Annotated in this window: 19 protein-coding genes; 8 read left to right on the plus strand and 11 right to left on the minus strand. The window is 72.0% G+C overall.

Annotated elements, in window-relative coordinates:
* Positions 1–121 precede the first annotated feature (121 nt).
* The 3 genes from VA596_RS06215 to VA596_RS06225 are packed head-to-tail and all read left to right on the plus strand — an operon-like array spanning position 122 to position 1,676.
* Positions 122–625, plus strand: coding sequence for a VOC family protein (locus VA596_RS06215; RefSeq protein ID WP_323324352.1), 504 nt, complete (start codon positions 122–124; stop codon positions 623–625).
* A gap of 56 nt (positions 626–681) precedes the next feature.
* Positions 682–1,251: a hypothetical protein gene (locus VA596_RS06220; RefSeq protein WP_323324353.1), complete on the plus strand. Its 570-nt coding sequence runs from the start codon at positions 682–684 to the stop codon at positions 1,249–1,251.
* 23 nt (positions 1,252–1,274) lie between these two features.
* Positions 1,275–1,676: a CoA-binding protein gene (locus VA596_RS06225; RefSeq protein WP_323324354.1), complete on the plus strand. Its 402-nt coding sequence runs from the start codon at positions 1,275–1,277 to the stop codon at positions 1,674–1,676.
* Here the strand turns inward: VA596_RS06225 and VA596_RS06230 are convergent.
* The 6 genes from VA596_RS06230 to VA596_RS06255 all read right to left on the minus strand — a co-directional run bounded on the left by VA596_RS06230 (position 1,673) and on the right by VA596_RS06255 (position 7,855).
* A complete protein-coding gene (locus VA596_RS06230) occupies positions 1,673–2,743 on the minus strand; it encodes an NHL repeat-containing protein (RefSeq protein WP_323324355.1) in 1,071 nt (356 codons plus the stop codon). The genes VA596_RS06225 and VA596_RS06230 overlap by 4 nt on opposite strands.
* A gap of 80 nt (positions 2,744–2,823) precedes the next feature.
* Entirely contained in the window at positions 2,824–3,336 is a 513-nt protein-coding gene (locus VA596_RS06235) for a GvpL/GvpF family gas vesicle protein (RefSeq protein ID WP_323324356.1), read from the minus strand.
* A gap of 252 nt (positions 3,337–3,588) precedes the next feature.
* Complete coding sequence (locus VA596_RS06240; protein ID WP_323324357.1) at positions 3,589–4,263, minus strand: response regulator transcription factor; 675 nt, start codon at positions 4,261–4,263, stop codon at positions 3,589–3,591.
* Position 4,264: 1 nt separating this feature from the next.
* Positions 4,265–5,659: a sensor histidine kinase gene (locus VA596_RS06245; protein WP_323324358.1), complete on the minus strand. Its 1,395-nt coding sequence runs from the start codon at positions 5,657–5,659 to the stop codon at positions 4,265–4,267.
* 251 nt (positions 5,660–5,910) lie between these two features.
* Positions 5,911–6,633 carry a type 1 glutamine amidotransferase gene (locus VA596_RS06250; RefSeq protein ID WP_323324359.1) on the minus strand — a complete coding sequence of 241 codons (723 nt, stop codon included), beginning with the start codon at positions 6,631–6,633 and terminating at the stop codon, positions 5,911–5,913.
* Entirely contained in the window at positions 6,626–7,855 is a 1,230-nt protein-coding gene (locus VA596_RS06255; protein WP_323324360.1) for a Mur ligase family protein, read from the minus strand. Before VA596_RS06255 ends, VA596_RS06250 begins: the two co-directional genes overlap by 8 nt.
* A gap of 338 nt (positions 7,856–8,193) precedes the next feature.
* Here VA596_RS06255 and VA596_RS06260 point away from each other — a divergent pair, with 338 nt between their 5' ends.
* From VA596_RS06260 to VA596_RS06270, 3 genes are read left to right on the plus strand one after another with little or no spacing between them, the layout of a single operon-like run.
* On the plus strand, positions 8,194–8,976 hold the full coding sequence (locus VA596_RS06260) for an IclR family transcriptional regulator (RefSeq protein ID WP_323324361.1): 783 nt from the start codon (positions 8,194–8,196) through the stop codon (positions 8,974–8,976).
* Between the two features lies 1 nt (position 8,977).
* Positions 8,978–10,669: an L-lactate permease gene (locus tag VA596_RS06265; RefSeq protein ID WP_323324362.1), complete on the plus strand. Its 1,692-nt coding sequence runs from the start codon at positions 8,978–8,980 to the stop codon at positions 10,667–10,669.
* Between the two features lie 9 nt (positions 10,670–10,678).
* Entirely contained in the window at positions 10,679–11,230 is a 552-nt protein-coding gene (locus VA596_RS06270; protein WP_323324363.1) for an HD domain-containing protein, read from the plus strand.
* 120 nt (positions 11,231–11,350) lie between these two features.
* On the opposite strand, the gene VA596_RS06275 is transcribed toward VA596_RS06270, so the two are convergent.
* The 3 genes from VA596_RS06275 to VA596_RS06285 are packed head-to-tail and all read right to left on the minus strand — an operon-like array spanning position 11,351 to position 13,426.
* Positions 11,351–12,616: an RNA polymerase sigma factor gene (locus tag VA596_RS06275; RefSeq protein WP_323324364.1), complete on the minus strand. Its 1,266-nt coding sequence runs from the start codon at positions 12,614–12,616 to the stop codon at positions 11,351–11,353.
* 39 nt (positions 12,617–12,655) lie between these two features.
* On the minus strand, positions 12,656–13,000 hold the full coding sequence (locus VA596_RS06280) for a YciI family protein (protein WP_323324365.1): 345 nt from the start codon (positions 12,998–13,000) through the stop codon (positions 12,656–12,658).
* Positions 13,001–13,003: 3 nt separating this feature from the next.
* Positions 13,004–13,426 (minus strand): YciI family protein, encoded by a 423-nt coding sequence (locus VA596_RS06285; RefSeq protein WP_323324366.1) that lies wholly within the window; start codon positions 13,424–13,426, stop codon positions 13,004–13,006.
* A 146-nt stretch (positions 13,427–13,572) separates the two neighbouring features.
* On the opposite strand from VA596_RS06285, the gene VA596_RS06290 reads away from it, so the two are divergent.
* A complete protein-coding gene (locus VA596_RS06290) occupies positions 13,573–14,556 on the plus strand; it encodes a small ribosomal subunit Rsm22 family protein (protein WP_323324367.1) in 984 nt (327 codons plus the stop codon).
* A 25-nt stretch (positions 14,557–14,581) separates the two neighbouring features.
* Positions 14,582–15,163 (plus strand): dihydrofolate reductase family protein, encoded by a 582-nt coding sequence (locus VA596_RS06295; RefSeq protein WP_323324368.1) that lies wholly within the window; start codon positions 14,582–14,584, stop codon positions 15,161–15,163.
* Between the two features lie 393 nt (positions 15,164–15,556).
* Here VA596_RS06295 and VA596_RS06300 read toward each other — a convergent pair whose 3' ends face one another.
* Complete coding sequence (locus VA596_RS06300) at positions 15,557–16,147, minus strand: DUF4232 domain-containing protein (RefSeq protein WP_323324369.1); 591 nt, start codon at positions 16,145–16,147, stop codon at positions 15,557–15,559.
* Positions 16,148–16,182: 35 nt separating this feature from the next.
* Positions 16,183–16,677, minus strand: coding sequence for a DUF4232 domain-containing protein (locus tag VA596_RS06305; protein ID WP_323324370.1), 495 nt, complete (start codon positions 16,675–16,677; stop codon positions 16,183–16,185).
* Positions 16,678–16,768: the final 91 nt, after the last annotated feature.

Below are 16,768 nucleotides of genomic sequence, written 5' to 3' on the forward strand. Positions count from 1 at the left end.
GCACCCGAGCCGGCACAAGCCCGCATGTTCCACCCAGCGGAACTCTCGCCAGATAACCTCTTGCGCGCGAGATAAATCGAGCGTAGCGTCGCAGGCACCACCAGGAAGGGACGTGAGGGACATGGCACCGACCCAGGCCGAGGTCACCAAGCTCGCCGAGATCCGTGACGAGCTGCGCGAGCGCCACCTGCACCCGGCCGCCGAACGGCCCGCGACGAACGGCCGCGGCATCCACCACACCGCGCTGATCTCCAGCGACGTCGAGCGGACGATCGGGTTCTACCAGGACATCCTCGGCTTCCCGCTCACCGAGCTGATCGAGAACCGCGACTACCCCGGCTCCAGCCACTTCTTCTTCGACGTCGGCAACGGCAACGCCGTCGCGTTCTTCGACCTGCCCGGCCTCGACCTCGGCCCGTACGCGGAGGTCCTCGGCGGCCTGCACCACCTGGCGCTGTCCGTGACGCCCGACCGGTGGAGCGTCATCAAGGACCAGCTCGACGAGGCCGGCGTGCCGTACCTGCTCGAGAGCAGGACGTCCATCTACCTGTCCGACCCGGACGGTGCCCGCGTCGAGCTGATCTCCGACCCGCTGGGCGAGATGTACGGCGAGAAGATCGGCTGAAAGCGTGGTCCGGGCGTCGCGGGCGATCTAACCTGACCGCGACGTCTGGAGGTCCGATGGCCGATTGGTCGCTTTCCCGCGCGAAGGCGCGGCTCGATCGCCGTGAGCACCTCGACGAGCTCACCGCGCGCACCCGGTTCGAAGTGCGGCTGCACCTGAACGAGCCCGAGCCGAACGGCAGCTACGACGACCTCGCGAGCATCTTCACCATCGGGCACGAGGAGTGCGCCGCGTTGCTGGCGCACCGCCGGGTCCTGCCGCTGTGGGAACGGCTGCTGCTCGCCCGGTACGCGCGGCGCCTGCACGGCAAGGCGATCACGCGCAGCGTCGGCGCGGTGCCCGTCGAAGCGTCCGGGATCGCGCGCGCCTTCGGGGCCGAGATCCTCGAGCTGGCCCCGGACTCCGGCGACACCGGCGCCAAGTACGACCTGCAGGGCCGTGGCCTGCTCACGGTGTTCCGCATCGCCGTCGGCGCGAAGGGCGACGCGTGGCCCGACCGGCACGAAGTCTCGACGACATCCGCCCGCAACATCCTGACCTGCGCCACGACGTTCGCCCACCGGAAGCCGTGGCACGTGCTCTGGCCGGTCCACCGCGTCCGCGGCCTGCGGCTCTGGAAGCTTTGACGCCGGGAGCGCGTTCCACCGGTATGAACGCTGAAGAGATCCTGGCGAACGCGAAGACCATCGCGGTCGTCGGCCTGAGCCGTGACCCGGCCAAGGCCGCGCACGGCGTCCCGGCGGTGCTGCAGGCGCACGGCTTCCGGATCATCCCGGTCCACCCGAGCGCCACCGAGCTGCTCGGCGAGAAGGTCTACCGGTCGCTGAAGGACATCCCGGAGCCGGTCGACCTGGTCGACGTCTTCCGCCCGTCGCCCGAGGCACCGGGCATCGCCCGCGAAGCCGTCGAGATCGGCGCCAAGGCGCTGTGGCTGCAGCAGGGCATCACGTCCGCCGAAGCGCGCCGCATCGCCGAGGAAGGCGGGCTCGAGTTCGTCCAGAACCGCTGCACCGCGGTGGTCCGCGCGACGGCCGCGATCTCCAAGAACTAGGCCGCGACGCCGAACCCGACCACCCGGTGGTGACCGGCGTCCGCGACCCAGATCCCGCCGGCCGTGTCGACGGCCACCCCGAGCGGGGCGCCGAGCGCGTCCGAGCCGAACTCCACGCGGCACGAGCCGGTGACGCCGAACTGCGTGACCCGGCCGTGGTCCGGCATGGTCACGTAGGCGTCGCCGGACGCCGTCACGGCGACGTCCGCCGGGCTGCTCGGCCCGAATTCGAGGGACCCGATCGCCCTGCCGTCGGCGTTGTACCGCACGACAGCGACGTCGCGTCCGTTTTGGACGATCCACGCGCCGCCCGCGCCGTCGCCGGTGATGCCCTGCGGCGAGCTGACCTTCTCGGTGATGTCGGTCAGCGCCGCGCCGGTGCGGGTGTCGAACCGGGCGACCCGCTGGTGCCCGGTGTCGGCGACGAGCAGGCGCCCGGCCGAGTCGAGGGCGATCCCGCGCGGGTTGTCGAGCTTGCCGGCGCCGAACTCCCGGACGAACCCGCCCCACCACGAGTACTGCGCCACGCGGTGGTTGCCGGTGTCGGCGACGTAGACGTTGCCCGCCGCGTCGACCGCGACGGCCTCCGGTGCCTTCAGCCGCCCGGCCAGCACGCGCACGAGCTTGCCGTCCCGGGTGAACGCCTGGACGCGGTCGTTGCCGGTGTCGGCCACCCACAGCTGCCCGCGCTGGTCGACGGTGATCCCGGCCGGGCCGGCGAACTGCCCCGGCCCGGAGCCGCCGCGCCCAAACGCGCTGCGGTACTCGGGCAGCGAAGTCCGCCGGACGGTGAACCTCACCGGGTCGGCGAGCCACGCGCAACCGTCGTCCGCTAGGAAGAACGCGACGAAGTTCCCGGCGCCGAGGCCCTCGGTGGCGAAGACGGCCGTGCCGCTCGCCGCCGGGGTGTACGCCCAGAGCGCCGCCGAGCCGAGGTGGTTCCGGTCCACCGGATCCGGATAGAGACCGACCCGGTTCTTCGGGTTCGCCGAAGTCGTCGAGTAGGTCAAGGTGATCTGCTCACCGGCCTCCACCGAGGAGGCGCTCGCGGTGAGGGTCCCGCTCATGGCCACGGCGTCAGGATCACCGACGAAGGGCCTTGGTGGCCAGCGGCGAAAGGAGTGTTCAGCAACTGTTCCGCCGTCGCTCACCGCCGGCCGACGAAGCTGTACGCGGGCAGCGGCCCGAGCCAGGCGGCACCGTGCCCGGCGACCGCCTCCCGGACGACGAGCAGGTCGCCGAGGCCGACCAGGAACGCCCAGCGCTCGTCGGCGTGCTCGCCGGCCGGCAGCGACACCGAGTCGCGGGCCCGCTCCGCCACCTCCGCGAGCAGGCCGATCGCCGAGCCGGGGTCGCCGAACCGCAGGCAGACGTGCACCTCGGCGAGGCCGTCGAGACGCGCGAGGTCGGCGCGGTACTCGTCGGCGGCCGGCGCGAGCACCTCACGGCGGACGGCTTCCTCGTCCTCCGCGACCGCGTCGAACGGCGCGGGCAGCACTGGCCCGCCCTCGACGAGCGACGAAACCACGGCCAGGTGCGCGGCCGGGTCCGCCGGGTCGGCGGGTGCCTCGCCGACGACCATCGCGATGTCCTCCCACCGCACCGCGCGCGAAACCCTCGGATGACCGGCCCGGACCACACCGAACAACTGCAGCGCCACGGTTCTCCGTTTCTCGTCCGACAATTGCTTTCGGTACCGCGGCGAAACTGCGGAAATCGGCTTCTTCGCCGGCCGGCCCGTCACCGTAGCAACGTCGGCGCCGCGGCCCCAACGCCGTTCACACCGTGGTTTTTCACCGGTTCGACGCAACCGGTTGACCGGTCCGCGGCAACGCGGAGCGCCGCACAGCCGAACGCGCACACGCCCGTACGGCGCAAATGCGCGTGAATTGCGCCGAAGCGGTGATTCCCGCTAATTTCCCCCGGCCAGCCGGTAGCCGACACCGCGGACCGTCTCGATGGTGTGGGTGCCGAACGGGACGTCGATCTTGCGGCGGAGGTAACCGATGTAGACCTCGACGACGTTCTCGTCGCCGTCGTAGTGCGCGTCCCAGACGTGGCCGAGGATCTCGTTCTTCGTCAGCGCCGCCCCCGCCCGGCGCAGCAGGAACTCCAGCAGCCCGAACTCGCGCGCGGTCAGCTCGATCCGCTTCTGTCCCCTGTGGACGGTCCGGGCCGACGGGTCGAGCCGCAGGTCGCCCGCCTCCAGCACGGCCGGGCGGGCCGGGGCGCCCCGCCGGAGCAGGGCCCGCAGCCGGGCGATGAGCACGACGAACGAGAACGGCTTCGACAGGTAGTCGTCGGCGCCGAGGTCGAACGCGTCGGCCTCGTCGTACTCGCCGTCCTTCGCCGTCAGCATCAGCACCGGCGTCCAGTTCTCCGCCGCCCGCAGGCGTTTGAGCACCTCGTAGCCGGACAGCTCGGGCAGCATGATGTCGAGCACGACGACGTCGTACTCGTGCTCGGTCGCCGACCACAGGCCGTCCCGGCCGGTGTGCGCGACGTCGACGGTGAAGCCCTCGGCCACCAGCCCGCGCCGGAGCGTCTCCGCGAACTCGCGCTCGTCCTCGACGATCAGCAGGCGCACGTCAGTCCTCCTCCTCGGCCGGGACGGCGATGACGGGCAGCTCGATCACGAACCGCGCGCCCGGCTCGTCGGACGCGGCGTAGTGCGCCCGGCCGCCGTGGCGGGCCGCGATGCCCGCCACGATCGGCAGGCCGAGGCCGGTGCCGCCGTGCCCGCGCTGACGGGACGCGTCCAGCCGGACGAACCGTTCGAAGATCCGGTCGCGGTCGGCCTCTTCGACGCCGGGCCCGTCGTCGCTCACCTCGACGACCGCGAGGTCGCCGTGCACCGAGCTGGCGACGCGGATCCGGTCCCGCGCGTGGCCGCGCGCGTTGTCGACGAGGTTGCGCACGGCCCGGCGCAGCTGGGCCTCACTGCCGTAGACCTTCGCCGGCCCCGCCCGGACCTCCACGTCGAGCGCGCATTCGCCGCGCACGCGTTCGGCTTCCGCACGGACGATGTCGTCCAGGTCGACCTCGGTGCGCGACGGCCGGTCGGTGGCGTCGTCGGTGCGGGCCAGCATGAGCAGGTCGTCGACCAGCTCCCGTAGCCGCGCGGTCTCGCGGGCGATCACCGGCACCAGCTCCTCGGTGCTCTCCGGGTGCCGCCCGGAGACGTCGAGCGCGGTGCTGATCGTCGAAAGCGGCGACCGCAGCTCGTGGCTGGCGTCCGCGACGAACCGGCGTTGCGCCGCCTGCGCGGACGCGAGCCTGCCGAGCATTTCGTTGAGCGTCACGGCCAGCCGGTGCACCTCGTCACCGCCCGGCGGCAGCGGGACGCGGGCGGCGAGGTCGCGCGTCGAGATCTCGGCGACGGTCCGGCGCATCCGCTCGACCGGCCGCAGCGCGGAGCCGACCGCGCGGTAGACGGCGAGGCCGGAGATGGCCAGCAGCGGCACGGCGATCAGCCCGAGCAGCAGCGTCAGCCGCGTCGACGCCTCGGTCACCGGCTCCAGCGAGCGCGCGGAGATCACCGTGTACGGCCCGCCCGGCCCGTTCACCTGCTGCGACACGACGCGGTAGTCGGCGCCGTCGCCGTTGAGACCGAGCGGGAGGGTTTCGATGGTCTCGTGCCCGACGGCCGGGCGCTCGGACGTCAGCGGCGGGTGCCCGACGATCGCCGGGTCGCTCGCGATCGGCCGGCCCTGGGCGTTCAGCACCTGCGTCACGGCTTCGGTGTCGCCGGTGCTCGCGACGTCGCTCGCGCTGAGGTCCCGCGCGCCTTCGCGGACGAGCTGGATCGCGACCTGGCGGCCGGTGCTGCGGGCACTCTCGGTGACGCTGCGGTCGAGCGACTCTTCGAGCAGCACCACGACGATGGCGAGCGCCGCCGCGATGGCCAGCGCGAGCGCGAACACCGCCACCGCGGTGGTGCGCATCCGGACACCGGTCGCGGCGATCACCTTGCCCACTTTCACCAACTCAGCGTAACCACCACGCGGCCGCGAAGCCCGGCTGCGGCGCGCCCCGAGCGCCCCAACGTGGCGTTGGGTGCGTTGAATGGACGCAGCGGCGCGCGAAGCGCCTCCGTTGAGGGCGACGGCGGGGGCATGGATGGAGCACCCAATGTGGCGTTCGGTGCGTCCAACGCACCGAACGCCACATTGGGGCGCTGGCGGGTGGCCAACAGCGGCGAGCGAGGTGGCGTCCGCGGCGCGGGGTGCGCGGGTCACGACGTCCGGCGGCGGCGTGTGGCGGTGAGCCGTTCCACGCGCAGCCGGTCGACTTCCGGCACCGGCAACTCGGGCAGCGGGTGGCCGGCCGTCCAGGCCAGCAGCAGGTCCGCGAGCGCCGGGTTGCGGGCCAGCGCCGGGCCGTGCAGGTACGTGCCGATCACCCGGTCGGTCACCGCACCCTCGGTGCCGTCGCCGTTTCCGGTGCCGCGCACGACCTGGCCCAACGGCACGCTGTCGGCGCCCAGCTTGCTCACGCCGAGGTGGTTCTCGAAGCCGGTCAGCGGCGTGTTGCCCAGCAGCGGGGACGACGTCGTGACCAGCTCGGCGACCGACCGCCGCTCGCCGGGTTCGGTGGTGACGTCGAGCAGGCCGAGGCCGTCGTGGTCGACGCCGTCGAGGCCGCGGAAGCGGGTGCCGAGCACCTGCAGCCCGGCGCAGACGCCGAACACCACGGCGCCGCGCGCGACCGCGCCGCGCAGGCCGGGGTACTTCCGCAGGTGCGCGGCGGCCAGCACCTGCGCGCCGTCCTCACCGCCGCCCAGCAGGTAGAGGTCCAAAGTGGACGGCACCGGCTCGCCGAGCCCGACCGGCACGACCTCGGCGTCGAACCCGCGCCACTGCAGCCGTTTGCACAGCACCTGCGCGTTACCGGAGTCGCCGTAGGTGCCGAGGACCTCGGGCAGCAACAGTCCGATGTGGATGGTCGAGTCAGCCACCGGGCAGCCTGCCGACCAGGTCGCGGAACGCGGTGTAGTTGGCGACCAGCTCGACGGCGCCGGGCGGCAGCGTGTCGATCGCGGCGACCGGGTCCGGCTCGGCCCAGTGCGCCACTTCGGCGTAACAGAGCCGGACGGCCAGGTCGGCGCAGCGCTCGCCGGTGACGACGACCTGGCGGCCGCGCAGCCGTTCGAAGTGGACGTCCCAGAGCCAGGACAGGTCGCGGCCGTCGGCCTCCTGGGCGTTCACCGCGACGACCACCGGCGTGTCCTCGTCCAGCACCCGCAGCGTTTCCACCCAGCCGGCCGGGTTCTTCGCCAGCATCAGCCGCACGGAATGCCGCGACCGGCGGACGGTGCGGTAGCGGCCGCCGATGTCGGTGATCGTCCGCAGCCGGGCGGCGGCGGCGTGCGGCGGCACGCCGAGCCGGTGCGCCGCGGCCAGCGCGAGGGCGGCGTTCCCGCGGTTCGCGTCCCCGGGCAGCCGCAGGTCGAGGTCGATCTGACGGCCGCCGGGCGTGCGGACGAGGTCACCTTCGAGGGCCCAGCTGGGCTCCGGCCGGGCCAGGCCGCAGGCGCAGCTCCAGTGCCGGTCCCGCTCGACGATCAGGCCTTCGCAGCGCGGGCACGCCGTCGCGTCGCCGGTCCAGCGGCGGCCCGTGCTCACCCAGACCGGCTTGGCGGCGGCGCTCGCGGCCGACGTCACGAGGACGTCGTCGCAGTTGGCGACGACGAGCGTGCCCGGCAGCCCGGCGATCGCGGCACGCAGGTCGCGCTCCATCGCGCGGACCTCGCCGACCCGGTCGAGCTGGTCGCGGCTGAGGTTGAGCAGCACCAGCACCGCGGGCCGGACCTGGTCCGCGACCTGGGGAACGTAGGTCTCGTCGACTTCGAGGACGGCGTACGGCGCGTCCGGGCGGGCGGTGAGCGCGGCGAGGACGCCGTCGGGCATGTTCGCGCCGTCGCTGTTCGAGGCGACTTCGGCCAGCGCTTCGAGCGCGCGGGAGAGCATGAGCGACGTCGTCGTCTTGCCGTTGGTGCCGGTGACGAGCACGACGGTGCGTTCCCGGCCGAGCTGCCGCAGCGCCCGCGGGTCGAGCGCCAGGGTGACGCGGCCGCCGATCATGCCGCCGCGGCCGAGCCCCGAGCTGCGGGACAGCCACGCGGTCAGCCGCCCGGCGGCCACGGACGCGCGGGTGCGCAACGGGCTTCGGACGCTCATGGACCAGACGGTGCCCGGAAGGCGCTGTGAGTTTCCTGAGTGCGTGACGCCGCTCTCGCGCGCGTGACCAATGGTCACTCGGAATTGTCCACTCGTTCGGCCGAATGTTCACGGATATGAATGCGGACCACTGCCTAGCGTGACGTGACCCCGACCACAACCGCCTTAGGTAGGAAACCTAACCATCGGAGGTTGTACCAATTAGCCGACCTAACAATCCGCAGTATTGCGAGTTATTCCAAGATCTTCCGCGCATACATCGGAGGTGTTACCGTCCAAACCCGCCCAGCGGAAATACGTGCCACTGAGCGGGAACGGAACGTCCAACGGAGGACAACGTGGGACCGGAGCGCGGGCTGGAACAGAGCGGAACCCTCGAGCGCGGGCTCGCGGTGCTGGAGCACGTCGGGCGGCACCAGGAGATTTCCACCAACGCGATCGCGCGGCAACTGGGGCTTTCCCGCAGTGCCGCCTACCGCATCGTCGGGACCCTGAAGAACCTCGAATACCTCGAAGCCGATCAGGTCACCGGCCGGGTGCGGCTCGGGACGCGGCTGGTCGAGCTCGGCGCCCGCGCGATGGCCGCCACCGACCTGCACCGGTGCGCGCCGCGGTACCTCGCGTCGCTCGCGGAACGCTCCGGCGAGACGACCTACCTCGCCGTGCCCGACAACGACACCATGGTCTACGTCGCCACCGAACGCAGCGCCAGCGCCGTCACCCTCGCCTGCCGCCTCGGCACGCGGCGCCCGCAGCACGCGACGTCGCTGGGCAAGGCTTGGCTCGCCGCGCTGCCGGAACCCGACCGCGCCGAGCGCGTCCGCCGGATGAAGCTGGACTCCCTGACGCTCAAGACGATCATCGACCCGTACCGGCTGCTCGACGAGCTCGCGAAGACCAGCCGCCGCGGCTGGGCCGTCGACGAGGTCGAGAACGAGCCGGACGTCGGCTGTGTCGCCGCCGCCGTCCGCGACCACTCGGGACGGCCGATCGCCGCCATCAGCATCGCCGGGCCGGCACCGCGGGTGCTGCGCCGGCTCGACGAACTGGGTGCCTCCGTGGCCGGGACCGCCGCCGCCCTGTCACTGAGGCTCGGGTACGTGCGAGGGCAAAGGAGCTGACGTGACCTGGATCCAGGACTACCAGCCGGCGGGCGGGCTGTGGGTGTCCGCGCTGCTCGCGGCGCTCCCGATCATCGTGCTGCTGGTGGCGCTCGGGGTGGTCCGCCTGTCGGCGCACCTTTCGGCGGCGCTCGCGCTGCTCACCGCGCTGGGCGTCGCCCTGCTGCTGTACGGGATGCCGGCCGGGCTGGCGTTCGACTCGGCGGCGATGGGCGTGGTGTTCGGCGTCTGGTCGGTGGCCTGGATCGCGTTCCACGCGGTGTACTTCCACAACGTCACGGTCGCGACCGGCCGGTTCGACGCGATCAAGCGCGTGCTCGCCGGGTTCAGCGAGGACCGGCGGCTGCAGGCGCTGCTGATCGCGTTCGGCTTCGGTGCGCTCCTGGAAGGTGTCGCGGGCGGCGGCTCGCCGATCGCGATCACCGCGGCGATGATGGCCGCGCTCGGCTTCCCGCCGGTGAAGGCCGTCGTGCTGGCGCTGCTGGCGAACACCGCGCCGGTGGCGTTCGGCGGCCTCGGCAACCCGCTGATCGTGCTGGGCCGGCTGACCGCGCCGATCATGCACCTGAAACCGGAGCAGGCGACGGACGCGTTCTCGGCGATGGTCGGGCGCCAGGTTCCGGTGCTGGCGCTGATCATCCCGGCGTTCCTGGTCGTCGTGCTGGCGGGCTTCAGGCGGATGGTCGAGGTGTGGCCGGCCGTGCTGACCGCGGGGCTCGCGTTCGCGGCCATGCAGTTCGTGGCGTCGAACTACATCAGCGCCAGCCTGGTCGACGTCCTCGCCGCGCTCACCGCGATGGCCGCGCTGTGGATCCTGACCCGCTTCTGGCAGCCCGCTTCGGTGTGGCGTTTCGACGGCGAAGAGGCCGTGCCGGTGTCTTCGAACCTGGGCGCGGCCAAGGCTTCGCGGGGTGCGCTCCACGCGTGGACGCCGTACATCATCCTGATCGCGGCGATCTTCCTGTCCCGGATCGGGACGATCTTCAAGAACCTGCCGGTGTGGCTGGACCTGACGAAGCTGCTGCACAAGGCCGACTGGATCTTCGCCTGGCCCGGGCTGCACAACCACGTGATCCAGCACCCGCCGATCACCGCGAAGAACGCGCCGTACGCGGCGACGTTCACCGTGGACTTCCTGTTCTCACCCGGCACGGTCGCGCTGGTCGCGGCGGTGATCGCCGGGTTCGTGATGGGCGGCCGGCCGGGCCTGCTGCTTTCGACGTACCGCAAGACGCTGCACCAGATGCGCTGGGCGCTGGCCACGATTTTCATGATCCTCGCGATCGCGTTCGTCATGAACTACTCGGGCGCGACGCAGACCCTCGGCCTCGCCCTGGCCACGACCGGCGCGGTGTTCCCGCTGTTCTCGGCGTACATCGGCTGGCTGGGCGTGTTCCTGACCGGCTCGGACGCGTCGACGAACAGCCTGTTCGGCCCGATGCAGGTGATTTCGGCCCAGCAGCTGCACATCGACCCGATCCTGGCCGGCGCGACGAACACCTCCGGCGGCGTGATGGGCAAGATGATCTCCCCACAGAACCTCTCGATCGGCGCGACGGCGATCGGGCAGACCGGCAAGGAAGGCTCCCTGCTGCGGCAGACGTTCCTGTGGTCGTTCGCGCTGACCGCGGTGGTGGGCGTGATATCCCTCCTGCAGGCGACGATCCTGACGGCGATGATCCCGTCGCCCTAGGCTGGGTCCATGAGCGACTCCCTGGCGTCCTTCGGTTACGAACTCGGGGTGCTGAAACGCATCCGGCGGTCGGGGTGGTGGCAGGCGGGCGTCCGCGACCCGGAGTCGGTCGGCGAGCACAGCCTGCGGACGGCCCAGCTGGCCGCGCTGATCGCGGCGGAGGAAGGAGCGTCCCCGGAACGGGCGGCGTTCCTGGCCCTGTGGCACGACACGCAGGAGACCCGGACGGGCGACCTGCCGCACTCGGCTGCGCCGTACCTGCGGAAGCCGGCACCGCGGGAGATCACCGCGGACCAGACGGCGGATCTACCTGTGCTTTCTCGCTCGTTGGTGCGTTCGGCCGTGGACGAGTACGAGACTCGGTCGTCGGCGGAAGCGTTGTGCGCCAAGGACGCGGACAAGCTGGAGATGCTGCTGCAGGCGCTGGAGTACCGGGACGTCGGGGTCCAGCGGGTCGACGAGTGGATCGAGTCGGCGCGGAAGGGGCTCACCACGGAGACGGCGAGGAAGGTCGCGGAGGCGGCTTTGACGTTGTCACCGCTTTCTTGGCGGGACCGCTAGCCGCGATCGCCCACGGCGGCACGGCCACGGTGACAGACCCGCTTGAACCGAGCTGCCGGTCACCTCGCCGATCAGCAACCGGCCGGCGCAGAACCACAGGTGGCCCGCGACCAGGGCGGGTCAGCGGCCCACCGCGGTAGCGCGGTCCAGCAGCAATGCGCGTTCCCGGGCGTTCTCCGTCATCTCCGCTGCGCGGCGGAACTCCCGCTCCGCCTCCTCCAGCCGGCCCAGTTTCTGCAGCAGGTCGCCTCGGACGCTCGGCAGCAGGTGGTAGTCCTTCAGCGCTGCCTCGTCGGCGACGGCGTCGACGATCGCCAGGCCCGCCTCCGGGCCGTACGCCATGGCCACCGCGACCCCGCGGTTCAGCTCGATCACCGGGGACGGCTGGAGCTTGCCCAATCCTTCGTAGAGCGCCGCGATGCGCGTCCAGTCCGTCTCCGCGGCCGTGCGCGCGCGGGCGTGGCAGGCCGCGATCGCCGCCTGGGCCGAGTACGAGCCGTACGCGCCCTCCGCGATCTGCTCGGACAGCGTCAGCGCCGCGAGACCGTGCTGGATCAGCAGCCGGTCCCAGCGGGCGCGGTCCTGGTCCAGCAGCAGCACCGGCTCGCCGTTCGGGCCGATGCGGGCCTTCGAGCGGGACGCCTGCAGCTCCATCAACGCGACCAGCCCGTGGATCTCGGACTCGCCCGGCATCAGCCCGGCGAGCACCCGGCCGAGCCGCATCGCCTCTTCGCACAGCGCCGGGCGCATCCAGTCGTCGCCGCGGGTGGCCGAGTAACCCTCGTTGAACACGAGGTAGATCACCTCGAGCACGGACGACAGCCGGGCGAGCCGCTCGTCGCCTTCGGGGACCTCGAACGGGACCTTCGCCGCCGCCAGGGCCTTCTTCGCCCGGACGATCCGCTGCGCGATCGTCGATTCGCGGACGAGGAAGGCGCGCGCGATCTCGTCGGTCGTCAGGCTGCTGAGCATCCGCAGCGTCAGCGCCACGCGCGCCTGGGTGTTCAGCACCGGGTGGCACGCGACGAACAGCAGCCGCAGCAGGTCGTCTTCGATGTGGTCGTCGAGGGCCGCGTCGAAGTCCGGCAGCACGCCCTCGCCGAGCTGCTGGTCGCGGCCGACCTCTTCGAGCTTCTCCGCGTACCGCTCGTTGCGGCGGAACTGGTCGACGGCCCGGCGCTTCGCGATGGTCATCAGCCACGCGCCGGGGTTGCGGGGCACCCCGGACTCCGGCCACTGCTCCAGGGCCGCGACGAGCGCGTCCTGCGCCAGCTCCTCCGCGAGCCCCACGTCGCCGCGGGCCATCCGGGCCAGGCCCGCGATGAGCCGCGCCGACTCGATCCGCCAAACCGCTTCTACCGTGCTCCGGGTGTCCGCTACCGTCACCCGGCCATCAGACAGGGTGTTCAGGCGCGGTGCAACCCACTACTCGGCGATCCGGCGGATCTCCAGCACGCCGCCGCTCTCCTCCGGGTTCGGTGCCTGCTTCATCAGCTCGACGACGTCCTCGAGCGACTCGCCGTTGAGCACCCAGAACCCGGCGACCAGCTCCTTCGACTCCGCGAAGGGCCCGTCGATGAGCTTCGGTTCCGCGTCACCGTCGAACAGGATCCGTACGCCGTCCGCGCTGCTGGTGAGGCCTTCGACCAGCACGATCCGGTCCTCGGCCAGGAGCCGCTCGTTGAACTTCGCCATCTCTTCGAGGAGGACGGCGCTCGGACCCGAAGTCGCATCCGGGTCGTCACCCTTGACCATCACCAGGAACCGCACGGCTCACGCCTCCCCGCCGGACTTCGCCCGCAGCTGCGCCTCGATCTCGGCGACCTCGGGGGTCATGTTCTCGAAGTCGGACGACTCCGCGATGCGCCGGATCTCGACCTGGCCCTGTTCGCCGTGGGGGTTCGGCATCCGCTTGATCCACTCGATGACCTCGTCGCGGTCGCGGCACTGGAGGATCCAGAACCCGCCGACGAGCTCCTTCGACTCGGCGAACGGACCGTCGACGACCTGGGGGGTCTCCTTGCCGTCGAAGACGACCCGGGCGCCTTCCGAGCTGGGCGACAGGCCCTCGCCGGCCAGCAGGATGCCCGCCTTGACCATCTCTTCGTTGAACTGGGCCATCTCGGCCAGCAGCTCGGCGCTGGGCGCTTTGCCCTCGGTCGCCCCGGTCGTCTTGACGATCACCATGAACCGCATCGCGTACTCCCTCTGTTCGCTGTTGCCCACGCGTCGAACGGCCCCGCCCCGGATCGACAGCGTCGGCCAAAAAACTTCCGCGCCGGAAAACTAGCAGCTCAGGCCGGATCCGGGCGGGCAAACCGGACAGGGGAGAATCACCGGTCGTGGCGGTACTCCCCGACGATCTCTCCTCCGCGCTCGACGACGAGCTGGCCAGGCACCCCCTGCCGCGGCTCACGCAGTCCGTCGACCGGCTCAGCACGCGTTACCGCCAGGGTGACTCGGCCGATTCGCCGATTCTCACCTCCGACGTCGACGTCGCGGCCTACGCGGGCTACCGCATGCCCGCGACCTACGCCGCCGTACACGCTGTGCTCGCCGAAGCCGCTTCGCGCGCTCCCGGCTTCGAGCCGCGGACTCAGGTCGACGTCGGCGGGGGCACCGGCGCCGCGGTCTGGGCCGCCGCCGACGTCTGGCCGTCGCTCACCCGGTGCACCGTCGTCGAGCAGGTCGCCGGGGCGATCGGGCTCGGGAAGCGGCTCGCGGCCGGCGCCCGGCGCGACGTCGTCAGGGACGCCGAGTGGCGCCGCGGGCTCGTCGACCCGGCGGGGCCCGCGCCCGAAGCCGACCTGGTGACACTGTCGTACGTGCTCGGCGAACTGCCCGCCGCGAGCCGCGAAGACGTCGTGCGGTGGCTCGCCGCGAAGGCCGGGGCCGTCGCGCTGATCGAGCCCGGCACGCCCGCCGGCTACGAGCGGATCCGGGCCGCGCGCACCCGGCTGATCGAGCTCGGCCTGCACGTCGTCGCCCCCTGCCCGCACGACGCCGAGTGCCCGATCGTGGCGGGCGCGGACTGGTGCCACTTCGCCGCGCGGCTCCCGCGCTCGCCCCTGCACCGCCGGCTGAAGGCGGCCACGCTCGGGTTCGAGGACGAGAAGTTCGCCTACGTCGTCGCCGGGCGGTTCCCGCCGCAGCGGCCGGACGCGCGGATCGTCCGGCACCCGAAGAAGCACAAGGGCTGGGTCGCGCTCGACCTGTGCACGGCCACCGACGGCCTGAAGGGCGGCGTCGCCGTCTCGAAGAAGCAGGGCCCGCGCTACCGCGCCGCGCGCGACGCCGAGTGGGGCGACGGCTGGTCGACGAACTGATCCCGCCGTGGCATCGTGTCCGGCCATGGGACGGGTCATCGCGGAGATCAGCATGTCGGCGGACGGTGTCGTGGCCGGTCCGGACACCAGCACCGAGCACCGGCTCGGCAAGTACGGCGACCTGCTGCACGAGTGGCTGTTCGGCGGCACCGACGAAGAGGGCGCCATCGGCGCGAAGCTGTTCGACGGCACCGGCGCGTTCGTGCTGGGCCGGTCGATGTTCGACGTCGGCGTCGACCCTTGGGGCGAGGACGGCACGTTCAAGAAGCCGTGTTTCGTCGTCACGCACCGGCCGTCGGAACCGGTGGTGAAGGGCCCGACGACGTTCACGTTCGTCACCGACGGCCCGGAATCCGCCCTGCGGCAGGCGAAGGCCGCGGCGGGCGAGGAGAACGTGCTGGTCATGGGCGGCGGCACGACGATGCGGCAGTTCCTGGCGGCCGGCCTCGTCGACGAACTGCGCCTGCACGTGGTCCCGCTGCTCTTCGGCGCCGGCGTGCGGCTGTTCGACGGCCCGATCGGCGAGCACGTCCGGCTGGAGCGCACCGCGGTGACGCCGACGCCGAACGCGACCCACCTGACGTTCCGGGTGCTGAACCAGAACTAGGGCATCCGGACCGTCCGCAGGAACGCCGGCAGCGGGCCGCCGTGCCGCGGCGCGAGGACCGTCGGCCGCGTGTGCGCCGACCGGAACTTTCGGGATCGAGGTCCGCGCTCACCGGGAGCATCGCCAGCGCGAGCGCGTTCATCCCCGGGATCGTGTCGACGCCGGCCGCGTCCATCGGCTCCGCGAGGCCCGGCAGCGGCACCGGGACGCCGTCGCGGGTCTGGCGAATGTGCGGTCCACCGTGAGTAGGAAACACCGCAGCGGTAACCGGCCAGTCGGGGGGCGTGCCGGCCGGTTACCGCCGCGATCTAAGAGAGGGCACCTCGCGTCAGGAATGACGCGCGCTCCCGTGCATCACCCTATCGAGTGACGAATGGGCCGTACGGACCAGTGTCAGGCCGGGTCGGCCAGGATGCCGTTGACGTAGGTGCCGGGGTGGGTCGCCGCGTCCTGGCGCAGGACCGGGAGGTCGGCCGGCCAGGCCGCCGTCAGCGCCTGGGTCTGGCCCGGCGGGATGGTCTTGAGCGACGTGGGCGTCCAGGACGCGCCGCCCTCGGACGGCGTCAGGACCGTGATCGTCGCCGACGCCGTGGTGCCCGCCGGGACCTCGTTGTACTTCACGCCGTTGTTCTCGCGCGGCAGGTGGTAGACCGGGCCGAACGTCGCGTCGTCCGGGCCGACCAGGTCGACGCCCGGGACGCCGTACAGGCCGCACGTGTGGTCCGAGGTGTTGCGGTAGGTCAGCGGCACGTCGAACTGGCCCTTCGCGTCGGTCTTCTCGACCGGCTTGCCCAGCGAGACGGCCAGGTCCGCGGTGGTGCAGCGCGGCGTCGCGGTGGACGCGGCTGCCGCCGGCGCCGCGGCCCCGGCTCCCCCGGCCGTGCCCGCCCCGGACGGCGTCTGCGTCGCGGCCCCCGCCGCGCCGCAAGCCGTCAACGCGGCCATCCCCGCCGCGGCCCCGATCCCCATCAAGATGCGCTTCATGACATTCCTCCCTGTGCCTCGAACGTCGGAAAGGTTCAGCTGCTGACCGGCGTGAGCTGCACCGAGTCACCCTTGACCGGCGCACCGGCGGGCCAGTCGACGCTCACCGGCTGGCCGTACGGGCCGGTCGGCAGGTCGAACGTGACGGTCGTCGGCGTGACCGGCGACGGTGCCTCGGCCGAGCGCTGGACGATCCGCGACACGGCCGGGTGGCCGTCACGCAGGTTCACCGGGAGCTGCTCGGCGCCGTCCACGGTGGTGGCGATCGGCAGCCGCTGCCCGTCGGCGATGAAGGCCAGCGCCGTCGGCGCGCCCTGGAGCTTGCAGTTCGTGGTCGGCGAGGTCGCGGTGTAGGTGAGGACGTAGGCCTCGTGCCCGGACGCGTTCGACGGGTCCGGCGCGACGGTCACGTGCACGTCGGACGCCCCGCACGGGGTGTCGCTCGGCATCGCGTTCGCGGCGCCGGCCGCCAGGACCAGGCCCCCGGCCACCAGGCCACCGACGGCGATCGCGGTAACAGTGCGCTTCATGGTGCTCTCCCTCGTTCCGGCAACAACTTTCGGACTCATGAGGAAGATGCCCAAGTGATCACCGAGGATGCGTCGCGATGGGGTCGATCAC

The sequence above is a fragment of the Amycolatopsis heterodermiae genome (genome assembly GCF_034929455.1).
Lineage (GTDB): Bacteria > Actinomycetota > Actinomycetes > Mycobacteriales > Pseudonocardiaceae > Amycolatopsis > Amycolatopsis heterodermiae.